General features: G+C 73.4%; 11 protein-coding genes. 5 read left to right on the forward strand and 6 right to left on the reverse strand.

Features of this window, described 5'->3' with window-relative positions; genetic code table 11:
- The first annotated feature begins 2 nt into the window (after window positions 1-2).
- Both AOK11_RS33295 and AOK11_RS33300 read left to right on the forward strand, forming a co-directional pair.
- Window positions 3-866 carry an ECF transporter S component gene (locus AOK11_RS33295; RefSeq protein ID WP_055597404.1) on the forward strand — a complete coding sequence of 288 codons (864 nt, stop codon included), beginning with the start codon at window positions 3-5 and terminating at the stop codon, window positions 864-866.
- 364 nt (window positions 867-1,230) lie between these two features.
- Complete coding sequence (locus AOK11_RS33300; protein ID WP_055597405.1) at window positions 1,231-1,647, forward strand: aggregation-promoting factor C-terminal-like domain-containing protein; 417 nt, start codon at window positions 1,231-1,233, stop codon at window positions 1,645-1,647.
- A gap of 130 nt (window positions 1,648-1,777) precedes the next feature.
- Here AOK11_RS33300 and AOK11_RS33305 read toward each other — a convergent pair whose 3' ends face one another.
- Together AOK11_RS33305 and AOK11_RS33310 are read right to left on the reverse strand one after the other, a co-directional pair.
- Window positions 1,778-3,898: a bifunctional glycosyltransferase 87/phosphatase PAP2 family protein gene (locus tag AOK11_RS33305; protein ID WP_079035243.1), complete on the reverse strand. Its 2,121-nt coding sequence runs from the start codon at window positions 3,896-3,898 to the stop codon at window positions 1,778-1,780.
- A 360-nt stretch (window positions 3,899-4,258) separates the two neighbouring features.
- Window positions 4,259-4,651: an FHA domain-containing protein gene (locus AOK11_RS33310; protein ID WP_055597406.1), complete on the reverse strand. Its 393-nt coding sequence runs from the start codon at window positions 4,649-4,651 to the stop codon at window positions 4,259-4,261.
- Window positions 4,652-4,799: 148 nt separating this feature from the next.
- Here AOK11_RS33310 and AOK11_RS33315 point away from each other — a divergent pair, with 148 nt between their 5' ends.
- Window positions 4,800-5,231, forward strand: coding sequence for a DnaJ family domain-containing protein (locus AOK11_RS33315; RefSeq protein ID WP_055597407.1), 432 nt, complete (start codon window positions 4,800-4,802; stop codon window positions 5,229-5,231).
- Between the two features lie 24 nt (window positions 5,232-5,255).
- Here AOK11_RS33315 and AOK11_RS33320 read toward each other — a convergent pair whose 3' ends face one another.
- Window positions 5,256-5,882, reverse strand: coding sequence for a hypothetical protein (locus AOK11_RS33320; protein ID WP_055597408.1), 627 nt, complete (start codon window positions 5,880-5,882; stop codon window positions 5,256-5,258).
- A gap of 5 nt (window positions 5,883-5,887) precedes the next feature.
- Window positions 5,888-6,562, reverse strand: a complete 675-nt coding sequence (locus AOK11_RS33325; RefSeq protein ID WP_055597409.1) for a hypothetical protein — start codon at window positions 6,560-6,562, stop codon at window positions 5,888-5,890.
- Window positions 6,563-6,686: 124 nt separating this feature from the next.
- Between AOK11_RS33325 and AOK11_RS33330 the strand changes: the two genes are divergently transcribed.
- The gene (locus AOK11_RS33330; protein ID WP_055597410.1) at window positions 6,687-7,178 is read left to right on the forward strand and encodes a GNAT family N-acetyltransferase; all 492 of its coding nucleotides are present in this window, start codon (window positions 6,687-6,689) and stop codon (window positions 7,176-7,178) included.
- A gap of 90 nt (window positions 7,179-7,268) precedes the next feature.
- Here the strand turns inward: AOK11_RS33330 and AOK11_RS33335 are convergent, their stop codons facing one another.
- Window positions 7,269-9,431 carry an MDR family MFS transporter gene (locus tag AOK11_RS33335; protein ID WP_079035244.1) on the reverse strand — a complete coding sequence of 721 codons (2,163 nt, stop codon included), beginning with the start codon at window positions 9,429-9,431 and terminating at the stop codon, window positions 7,269-7,271.
- A gap of 159 nt (window positions 9,432-9,590) precedes the next feature.
- Between AOK11_RS33335 and AOK11_RS33340 the strand changes: the two genes are divergently transcribed.
- The gene (locus AOK11_RS33340; RefSeq protein WP_055597412.1) at window positions 9,591-11,015 is read left to right on the forward strand and encodes a peptidoglycan-binding domain-containing protein; all 1,425 of its coding nucleotides are present in this window, start codon (window positions 9,591-9,593) and stop codon (window positions 11,013-11,015) included.
- Window positions 11,016-11,061: 46 nt separating this feature from the next.
- Here the strand turns inward: AOK11_RS33340 and AOK11_RS33345 are convergent.
- The coding region (locus AOK11_RS33345; protein WP_141666159.1) for an HAD-IA family hydrolase at window positions 11,062-11,419 on the reverse strand (358 nt) is incomplete at its 5' end.

An 11,419-nucleotide genomic window follows, 5' to 3' on the forward strand; every position in this document is an offset into this window, starting at 1 on the left:
AGATGTGTATAAGGGCCAAGGCCGCCCCAGCCACCGGCAAGGCCACCGGCGTCCAGCGCCAGGCGCGGGCCGTCCGCCTGGGCCCGCGTTCGCTGGTGGCGCTGGCCCTGGTGAGCGCGGTGGGCGTGGCCGCGTTCGGCTGGCCCTTCCTGGCCCCGCCCGCCTCCACCCTCAACGCCCACGCGCAGGACGCGCCGTGGCTGTTCGCGGGGCTCCTCGTGCTGCTGGTCGGGGTGGTGGCGGCGACGATCTCGGAGTCGGGCCTGGGCCCGAAGGCGGTCGCGATGCTGGGCGTGCTGGCGGCGGCGGGGGCGGCGCTGCGCCCCATCGGCGCGGGGACGGCCGGTCTGGAACCCATGTTCTTCCTGATGGTCCTCAGCGGCCGGGTCCTCGGGCCGGGTTTCGGCTTCGTGCTCGGCTCGGTGACGATGTTCGCGTCCGCGCTGCTCACGGGCGGGGTGGGCCCGTGGCTCCCGTTCCAGATGCTGTCGATGGGCTGGTTCACGATGGGCGCGGGCCTGCTCCCGGGCCAGGACAGACTGCGGGGCCGGGCGGAGCTGTGCCTGCTCGCCGCCTACGGCTTCCTGGCGGCCTTCGCCTACGGCACGATGATGAACATGGCGGGCTGGCCCTTCATGGCCGCCCTGGCCTCGAACATCTCCTTCGACCCGGACGCGCCGGTCCCCGCCAACCTGGCCCGTTTCCTGGCGTACTGCCTGGCCACGTCACTCGGCTGGGACCTGGGCCGGGCCCTGCTGACCGTCGTCCTGGCCCTGACGCTGGGGCCCCCGGTGCTCCGTGCCCTGCGCCGCGCCACCCGCAGGGCGGCTTTCGAGACCCCGGTCACATTCACCGGTCACCCCTGAGTGATCCCGTGCACGCCGACGGTGACGGAACTGACGGCCCGTCGTGAGGCGCCCCACATGACCCGGCTCACATACGAAGCGGGGTCGTAGCCCCGCGGGCCTCCTCCGCTCCCGCGCCCGCCCGCTCCGGCCTGCGCGGATGACCGTCGGCCACAGGCCGGCACTCCCCCGGAATGCGAACACGATTAGTAAAAGGGACCTTTGCGGACAAACCCCCGAGGCTGCTTCTGTGGAGCAGTCGCCAGGCGCCGACGTGCCCCACCCGGGCCGCGGCGTCGACGTATGCCCCACCCCCACGCACCACCAGGTGTTCCGGGGGGCCGGACCTACGACGACCGCCCTGTAGCCGAAGAAAGGTTCCTACGTGACCGCCGCTTCCATCCTCCGCACCGTCGCCACCCCGAAGAAGGCCCTCGCCGGTGCCGCTCTCGCAGCCGCCGCCTGCGGCTCGCTGATCGCCGCCGCCCCCGCGCAGGCCGCCACCACGGCCACGGGCTCGGCCCAGGCGACCGCGCAGTCGATGATCGGCGACTCCGCCCAGTACCAGTGCTTCTCGAACATCGTCCAGCGCGAGAGCGGTTGGAACCACACCGCCACCAACGCCTCCAGCGGCGCCTACGGCCTGGTCCAGGCCCTGCCCGCCTCGAAGATGGCCTCGGCCGGCTCGGACTGGAAGACCAACCCCTCCACCCAGATCTCCTGGGGCATCGGCTACATGAACGAGCGCTACGGCAGCCCGTGCGCCGCCTGGGACTTCTGGCAGGCCAACAACTGGTACTGACCGACCCGGCACCAGCCCCTCGCACCACCCCGGCACCACCCGCATCACCCCGCATACCGAAAGCGGCGGCCCCCAGATCCCCGGGGCCGCCGCTTTCGCCGTGCCCGGCGAAGCCTTCACCGCTGAGCCTTCACCGCCGAGTCCTCGCGGACGGCTGCGGCGAGGACCGCGCAGGCACCTGCTTCCGGGCCGGTTCCTCCTGTGCGGGGGCGGGGTACGGCGGCCTCGCCCCCGGGACCTGGGGCCCTGGCGCCGGGTCGGTGACGGCGGCGGCCGTCACCGACCGGGCCCGTGGCCCCTGGAAGAGGTACGTCAGGCCGAGACCGGCCACGACGACGAGGGCGCCGCCCACCGCGTCCAGGACCCAGTGGTTGCCGGTGGCCACGATCGCGGCGACGGTGAACAGGGGGTGGAGCAGACCGAGCGCCTTCATCCACATCCTGGGCGCGATGACCGCGATGGCCAGGCCGCACCACAGGGACCAGCCGAAGTGCAGGGACGGCATCGCCGCGTACTGGTTGGTGAGGGCGGTGAGGGTGCCGTAGTCCGGCTTGGAGAAGTCCTGCACGCCGTGCACGGTGTCGATGATCCCGAGGTTCGGCATCAGGCGCGGCGGGGCCAGCGGGTAGAGCCAGAAGCCGACCAGGGCCAGCAGCGTGGTGAAGCCGAGGCTCGCGCGCGCCCAGCGGTAGTCGACGGGGCGCCGCCAGTACAGCAGGCCGAGGACCGTGAGCGGGACGGCGAAGTGGAACGACGTGTAGTAGAAGTCGAAGAAGTTCCGCAGCCAGCCGATCCCCACGACCGCGTGGTTGACCGCGTGCTCGATGTCCAGGTGCAGCAGGCGCTCGAGGTCGAGGATCTGGTGGGCGTGCTCCTCCGCGCGCTCCCGGCCGCCGGTCGCCGCGAGCCGCACCTTGGAGTACGCGGCGTAGGTGACGCGGATCAGCAGCAGTTCCAGCAGCAGGTTGGGGCGGGTCACGACCCGGCGCAGGAACGGCAGCAGCGGGACGTGCCGGAAGCGGGTGGGGACGGGGTCGGCGTACCGGGTCGGGACGGGCGTGCGGAAGTACGGCGAGGTGCGTGACAGGAACGGGACGAGCGTGGCGGCGGCGAGGGCGGCGAGCAGGACGATGTTGTCCCGGACGGGGTGCAGCACCGGCAGGTTCGGCAGGATCATCGTGGCCGGCAACGTCATCACCAGGACGACGGCGACGGGCCACACCAGCCGGTCGGAGGCGCGTCTGCCGACCGCGCCGACGACGGTGAGCAGCACCCACAGCAGCTGGTGCTGCCATGCGGCCGGGGAGACGACGATGGCGGCGCAGCCGGTGATCGCGACGGCGAGCAGCAGCTGGCCGTCGTGGGCGTAGCGCACCGCGCGACGCAGGCCGAGGGTGACGACGGCCGCGCCGATCAGCAGGAAGAGACCGATCTCCAGGGGACCCTCGGCTCCCAGGCGGAGCAGGGCACCGTGCAGGGACTGGTTGGCGAGGTCGTCGGCCCGGCCGCCGAGTCCGGCGCCCCCCATGTGGTGCACCCAGTAGGTGTGCGAGTCCTGGGGCATCGCGGCCCAGGCGAGCGCGGTGCCCGTGGCGAAGGTGACACCGGACGCGGCGGCGGCCCGGCGGCGGCCGGTGAACCAGAGCAGGGGGGCGAAGAGCAGCAGGGCCGGCTGGAGGGCGGCGGCGACACCGATCAGGATGCCGCCGGCCCGCTGTCCGCGGGCGACGAAGCAGCCCAGCAGGACGAGGAGGACCGGGATGATGCTGGTCTGCCCGAGCCACAGGGTGTTGCGCACGGGCAGGGACAGCATGAGCAGGCTGATCGCGACCGGCGCGGCCAGCGACGCGGTGCGGCGGCCGACCGGCTGGGGCAGGGCGCGGGCGGCGATCAGGCCGAGCGCGACGACCAGCAGCAGCGTGCCGAAGGTCCAGCCCCAGCCGAGCGCTTGTTCAGCCGATCGGGTGAGGGGTTTGAGGACGAGCCCGCCGAACGGCGTGCCGGTGAAGCGGGTCGATGCGTAGAGCGAGCCGCTGACCTGCAGCACGCCGTCGTGTCCGAACCAGGTCTCGAGGTCCGTGAGCCGCTCCCCGCGCGGGGTGGTCAGGACGGCCGCGACCTGGCGTACGGCGAGGACGGCGGCGAGCAGCCACAGCCCGATCCGCACCGTGTGCAGGCGTGATCCCGTGTCTCCGACGGCCGCGGCCGGGAAAGCCTCCGCCGGTCGCCCCCTGTGTTCCGCGTTCGCCACGCCTCGTCGGCCTCCCGCCCCGTTGTTCCCACGCGTCCCGCGCGTGGGAGTCCCTCCGCGAACCCTATGAGGCTCGCGCCGCCCCCGGAAGGGACGCAGGAAACCCCCGGTTCACCTGACGTCCGTCCCGCTTTGGTCCCGCTTTGGTCCGGCTTTGGTCCGGCTTCGGTCGGGATGACCATAGACGGAGGGGGACGGGTCGCTCGCCGGGGAGGCGCAAGGGATCACGGGGAAGGCCGCAGGCGCGTACCTTCACCCGCGCGACCGGATGGGCCGGACCGGTTGGTCCGGTACGACGGCTTCGCACTGGCGCGGGTGCTGGAGTGAGCCGGTGTGCCCGGGCGGCAGCGGCTTCCCGCCTCACACCTCGTGGTAGAAGCCCACGTTGACGCTGCGCGGGGCCGAGCGGTCCAGGATGACGACCTCGCCGTTGCCGCCCCGGGGCAGGGCGACGCTGCCGCCGTAGGCGACCGGGTGGGTCTGGTCCCCGATGGTCAGCCGGACCTCGGAGGACGGCTCGGGGAGCGAACCGCGCAGCCAGCTCAGGTACCAGGTGCCGTCCTGGGCGCACTGGAACTCCAGGTGGACCCTGGACACGAACAGCCAGTCGTCCGGCGTGGAGAGCCGGCACACCGCCCTGTCCCGGCCCACCCGCAGCACGGCGCCCGGCTCGGTCGGCGCGTCGGCCATGAGCATGCCGGCCGTGGCCCCCGATTCCGCCGACGACACGGTGGCCATGGTGAGTTCGAGCACGTGCGCTCCTTCTGAGACGTTCTGGCGGACCGGCTGTACCGGCCCGACGGCGGCCGGACGGCCTGGTGCGGCGGCCGGAACGGCTCGCTGTCGCCGCATGATAAAACGCCCGGCTCCGTCCCGTCCGTCCGGCGGGCACAATGGCTCCATGACCGAGCGAAAGCCGCCGGGCGTCGATTTCGAATCGTGGGTGGACCGGCAGATCCGTGATGCCGAGGCGCGCGGGGACTTCGCGCGGCTGCCGGGAGCGGGCAAACCCCTCCCGCGCGACATGGAGACCCCGTACGACGAGATGTGGTGGGTCAAGCGGAAGCTGGCCCGCGAGGGCTACTCGGTGCTGCCGCCGACGCTGGCCCTGCGCAAGGAGGCCGAGGACGCCCTGGAGGCGGCCTACGCGGCTCCCTCGGAGCGGGTCGTCCGGAGGATCCTCACGGAGATCAACGTCAAGATCCGCGACATGATGTACAAGCCGCCGCCCGGCCCCCCGCTGGGCAAGAAGCCGTACGACGTCGAGGGCGTCGTACGGCAGTGGCGGGAGCGCCGGGCGGCGGCGGACGGGCCGGAGCCCGGGGACGCCTGACGGCGGCCCCGGGCGCGGGGCCGGTCAGGCGTGCAGGAGCCGTTCCGCCAGTTCGCGGTAGTCCCGCAGGGCCAGGCGCAGTTGCTCGGTGCCGGTCTCGGCGGCGTTCGGGCCCTCGCCGACGTCCTCGGTCCGCCAGGACCGGCGCAGGGTACGGCGCCGCTCGGTCACCGCGTCCGTGAAGCGGGCGGCGAGTTCCTCCAGCACGCGATCGGCCTCCGCGACGGAGTCCCGCGGGGTGTCCACGAAACCTGCCACGGCGTGCTGCAACTGCGCGGAGAGCTTGTCGCGGTCGTCGTGCGGGAGCAGACGGGGGCCGTGCGCCTCCTCGAGGGCGCGGTCGCCTCCGTGGCGGTCGCGGCGCTCGTCCAGGGAGGTGTACGTGTCCGGCGTGCCACCGGTCCGCGAGCGGCCGGCCGCCGAAGAGCCCGCGCCGCCGGGGGCGGGCGTCACTGTGCCGGTGTCCTCGCGGAGGTCCGGGGCACCGGACCGGGCGCCCTTCTCGTAGGCGTCACGGCGGGGGTCGCCGTGGAGGTCCTGCTGAACGTCCTCGCCGACGCCGTCACGGGTCCCGGGGACAGTCGTGCGGCTGGTGGTGCGGGGCGCCTCGGTCAGCGGTTCGTCGCCGGGGCGTCGGGGCGTGTCGGTCATCTCGGTCAGCTCTCCTTCGCCTGTCGCCGGTGGAGCAGTGAGGGCGTGTGGGGGCGGCCGCGTTCGGCCGTCCTCGCGCGGTGGCCGTCGGGCTCGCCGCGGTGGTCTCCGCCGTCGTGGCGGGACGGCCGCACCAGGTCGTCGAAGAGGGCGCGGGCCTCGACCATGGCCTCGCGCATCTCCTCGGTGCCGGCGCCGCCTTCGTGCCCGCCGTTCACGCGGGCCTGCGCGACCCGGTGCACCCGGCGGTAGCCGTCGACGTGGTGGGCGTGGTGCACGGACAGTGCGGCGAGCTGCTCCTCGTACTGTCCGCCGTCGGGGTAGCCCCGGGCGGCGGCGAGGTCGGCGAGCAGCCGGTCCGCCTCGACGACGGCCTCCCGCGGCGAGTCGACGAACCGCTCCTGCGCGGCCGTCCAGCCCGCCTCGTACCGCTCCCGTTCGGCGGCCTCCAGCGGTCGTGCCCGCAGGTCGCCGTGGAGCTTCACGCGCTGGGCCAGTTCACGTTCGGCGGCTTCCGCGTCCCCGTCGTGCCGGGCGACGGCCCGGTCGTACTCGGGTCCGAAACGCCGCTTCAGGTGCGCGCCGTGGCGTGGACCACGGGCGCGCAGGGTCAGTACGGCCGCCGCGACGACAACGACCGCCACGATCACGATCAAGGCAATGATCAGGCCAGTGGACATGGATGCCTTCCGGTTCGTCGGCCAACCGGCGCTCCTCGCGCGCCGGTTCTCCGTTCGGGTTGCCCGAAGACCGGCCCGCAAACAGAGTTGCGGGCCCGGGGACAGGCATACGCAGAATGCGGGCATGACGTGGACCATCCGCCCCGAGCTCCCCGACTCCCCCGTCGCCGCCGCGCTCTGGCAGGCGTACTACACGGAAGTCAGCGACCGCTGGTATCTGCTGCACGAGGGGCGCCGGACCGATCCGGAGGAGCTGGAGCGCGAGATCGCCGCGGAGTCGGGCGCCGACCTCGTGCCGCCGCGCGGGCATCTGCTGGTCGCGCGGTACGGGGCCGAGGCGGCGGGCAGTGCGGGGATCCGGCTGCTGGACGCGGCGACCGCCGAACTCACCCGGGTCTTCCTGCACCCGGGGATGCGGGGCAGGGGCGGGGCGGCGCTCCTGGTGCGCGCGGCCGAGGACGTGGCCCGCGCTTCGGGGGCCACCCGGCTGATCCTGGACACCCGCGGCGACCTGGTGGAGGCCCGCGCCCTGTACGCGCGGCTCGGCTTCACCGAGACGGAACCGCACAACAGCGGACCGTTCGCCGAGCACTGGTTCACCAAACGGCTCGGCTGAACCCACCCCGCGAACCCAGCGCTCACTCACACACGCCAGAACACACTCGTGCTCGGTCGAATCCCAGCAGTTGCCAACCCCCGTGCGGGCTCATCCGACCTGCGTACCCGGTCGCCCCCCGTGCGCACCCTCCGGACGCCCGCCGGTGGTGTGCGGGCGTTCCCCGCGCGATCCGCTCAGTTCCGCCGACAGTTCGTGCACCAGGCGCACCAGATCGGTGGGCCGGTCCGGCCCCCACCAGTCGCCGAGCAGCTCGGCCAGGGAATCCTCCCGGGCCCGCGCCAGCCGCTCGGCGGCCTCGAACCCGTCGTCGGTCAGGAGGAGGCCGAGGCCCTCGCGCCGGGCGAGGTGCCGCACCTCGGCCTGCCGGGCGGCCTCCATGACGACATCGAGCGGGACGGTGCTGCGCTCGGCGAGCAGGGCCGGTTCCACCGAGCCGTGCCTCCTGATCCGCAGCAGCAGCCAGCTCGTGGCGGGCAGCAGGTCGTAGCCCGCGCGGGCGGTGGTCTTCCGGTAGATGTCGCGCCGGCCCTCTCGGGTGCCGAGCAGGGACAGCGCGCGGCACACCTCGTCGTACGACGACCGCTCCACCGGGTTGCTGGCCAGTGTCTCGGTGCCGTCGGGCGCGGTGACCGAGGCGCGCAGCTTGTCCTCCTTGAGGAACCAGGCGAGGACGAACCCGGCGAGGACGACGGGAACGGCGTACAGGAAGACGTCGGTGATGGCGGAGGCGTACGCGTGGACGACCTCCGGACGCAGGGCGGCCGGCAGGTCTCCGATGCCGCGCGGGTCGGACTCCAGCGCGTCGGCGGAGACGCCGGGTGGGAGCTGGACACCGCGGAAGGCGGCGGTGAGTTTGTCGCCGAGGCCGTTCGTGAAGATCATGCCGAAGACGGCGACGCCGAAGGAGGCTCCGATGGAGCGGAAGAAGGTCGCGCCGGAGGTGGCGACGCCCAGGTCCTGGTAGGAGACGGCGTTCTGCACGATCAGCACCAGGACCTGGATCACCAGGCCGAGCCCCAGGCCGAAGACGAAGAAGAAGGCGCTCATCACGCCGGTGGAGCTGTTCTCGTCGAGCTGGTGGAGCAGCAGCAGGCCGACGGTGATGAGGCCGGTGCCCGCGATCGGGAACACCTTCCAGCGGCCGGTACGGCTGACGATCTGTCCGGAGGTGGTCGAGGCCACCAGCGTTCCGGCCACCATCGGCAACATGTGCACGCCGGACATGGTCGGGGTGACGCCCTGGGCCACCTGGAGGAACGTCGGCAGATAGACGCTCGTGCCGAACATGGCGAAGCCGACGATGAAGCTGATCACGGCGGCGAGCGTGAAGGTGCGGATCCGGAACAGCCCCAGCGGCAGCACCGGTTCGGCGGCCCGGCGCTCCACGGCCACGAACGCGACGGTGAGGACCGCGCCCAGCACCGCGAGGCCGATGATCTGCTGCGAGCCCCAGGCCCAGGTGGTGCCGCCGAGGGAGGCGACCAGGACGAGGCAGGTCGCGACGGAGGCGATGAGGAAAGTACCGAGGTAGTCGATGACGTGCCGGGTCGACCTGCGCGGGATGTGCAGCACCGTCGCGATGACGGCGAGGGCGAGGATCCCGAGGGGCAGGTTGATGTAGAACACCCAGCGCCAGCTCAGATGCTCGGTGAACAGTCCGCCCAGCAGCGGCCCGAGGACGCTCGTCGTCCCGAAGACGGCGCCGAACATGCCCTGGTACTTGCCGCGTTCGCGGGGCGGGACGAGGTCGCCGACGATCGCCATGGACAGCACGATCAGTCCGCCGCCGCCCAGCCCCTGGAGCGCGCGGAAACCGATCAGCTGGGCCATGTCCTGTGCCGTGCCGCACAGCGCGGACCCCACCAGGAAGATGACGATCGCGGTCTGGAACAGCCGCTTGCGGCCGTACTGGTCGCCGAGCTTGCCCCACAGCGGGGTCGCGGCGGTCGAGGCCAGCAGATAAGCGGTGACCACCCAGGACAGGTGCTCCAGGCCCCCCAGGTCACTGACGATGGTGGGCAGGGCGGTGGCCACGATGGTCTGGTCGAGGGCGGCGAGCAGCAGGCCGAGGAGCAGCGCGCCCATCGAGACGACGACGTTGCGGGACACCTGCTCACGGGGACCGCCCGGACCTCCCGGGCCACCCGGACCTCCCGGACCGGCGCCGGGGGCCGGCGGTCCGGAACCGGCACCGGGCGAGGGCCGCGCGCTGCCCGCCCTCTCCGTCCTGCCGTGCGCGTCCCCGGACATGGCCACCTCCACAGGTTCTCGTTTCACGGTCCATCGTGATCGGTGTGACCGGTTATGGCCTGTTGAGTCCATCCGGAAGACCGCATTCCGGGGGCGTGTGCGTCGGCGTGTGGAGAAGATCTGCATAATCTCTGGAGATCGCGAGGGGAGGGACTCCACGTGGATGATTCGACGGGCACCCCGTGCCCGGAATGCGGTGCGCCCAGGAACAGGGACAACACCCCTTCCTGCGCCTGCACCCTGCGTGCGTCCGACGCCCTCCGCGAGGCCCGTACGGCGCAGGCGGCAGAGGCCGAGGACTTCACCCCGCTCCGCATCCGCCCGTACGTCGAACTCGACGACGGCACGACGGCCGCACCGGGTACGCCGAACAGCGGTGGTGCGCCGGGCGGCGGCCGCACACCGGAGCCGGAAGCCGGACGAGGAGTCGGCCAGGCGGAACAGGCCGGCCAGGCGGGACAGGTGGGACAGGCGGGCCGGCCCGACCAAAAGGCGGAAGAGTCACCCGCCCCGTCCGGCACCGACCAGCAGGACGCACCGGCGGCTCACGGCGGGCTCTCGGCGCGCAACGAGCAGACCCCGCAGGGCGGGGAGACGACGCCCGGCGCACCGCAGCCGGCCGACGCGACCATGCAACTGCGCGCCCTCACCCCGGACGCACTCGCCGCGCCCGAGACCCCGGACACTCCCGTCGTTTCCGGAGCCTCGGGGGTCCCCGGAGACCCGGACGCGACATCCGTACTCCCCTCGGCCACCCCGGTGACGGCTCCTCAGCCCTCGCCCCTCGCCGCGCCCCTCGCTCCGCCCACCACGGAGCCGAGCGCCACCGACCTGAACCTGTTCGACTCCACTCGCCCCCTCGGAGTGGTGTCCGCCGCGGCAGGGCCGCACGCGGGCCCGGGGCCGGGCCCGGCTCCAAACGCCGGCGAACTCTCTCCCCCCGGTGGCCGCCGCCGTCGCACCACGCTGCTCGTGGCCGCCGGCGCCGTCGTGGCGGTGATCGGGGCCGCCGGGTGGGCCAGCGGGCTGTTCGCCCACGAGACGCCGTCGCGGGACGGCGCGCTGCCGAAGGACGTACGGGCGAGCGTGCTGGACGCGCCGTCCGACGCGCCCTCGGCGGCACCGGCCACGAGCGTGTCCGGCTCACCGGAGGCGTCCGCCCCGGCGTCGGCCTCGGCCCCGCCCTCCGGGAGCGCGAGCCCGTCGGCGTCGCCGTCGGCCTCGGAGTCGGAGGCGGAGACGGAGCCGGGCGCTTCGGCGGCCCCGTCGGATGCGGCGGAGCCCTCCGCGGCCCCGACGGCCACCGCCCCCGCCGACGTCCCGGAGGAGGCGGAGGAAGTGGACGAGGGCACCACCGCCGGGCCCACCCTGAGGCGCGGCGACCGGGGTCCGGAGGTCGTCGACCTCCAGCAGCGCCTGAGCAAGCTGTACCTGTACAACGAACCCGCCAACGGCCGGTTCAACCGCCGCACGGAGGACGCCGTCCGCAACTACCAGTGGTCCCGGGGCATCCGCGGCGACGAGCTGGGCGTGTACGGACCGGAGACCCGGGCCCGCCTGGAGGCGGAGACCGGCAACCGCTGAGGCGACGGAACGTGCCGCACCGGCCCCGCCGCGGCGACGGGCGACGTCAGCCCGTGTGCCCGGCGTCCGTGATGTGCAGCAGGATCGTCCCGTCCTCGCCGCGCTCCACCCGTACCTGGGTCAGGTCGCGTACGACCACGTCCGGGTCGTGGAATCCGGCGCGCGGGCCGATGCCGACGACGCGCATGCCGGCCGCGCGTCCCGCGGCGATCCCCGCCCCGGAGTCCTCGAAGACCACGCAGTCGGCCGGTGCGACGCCCAGTTCCGCCGCGCCCTTGAGGAAGCCCTCGGGGTCGGGCTTGCTCGCGCCGACCGACTCGGCGGTCACCCGCACCTCGGGCTGCTCCAGCCCCGCGGCGGCCATCCGCGCCGTGGACAGGGCGACGTCGGCGGAGGTCACCAGG

Origin of the sequence: Streptomyces hirsutus (genome assembly GCF_001418415.1) — a bacterium.
GTDB classification, from domain to species: Bacteria; Actinomycetota; Actinomycetes; order Streptomycetales; family Streptomycetaceae; genus Streptomyces; species Streptomyces hirsutus.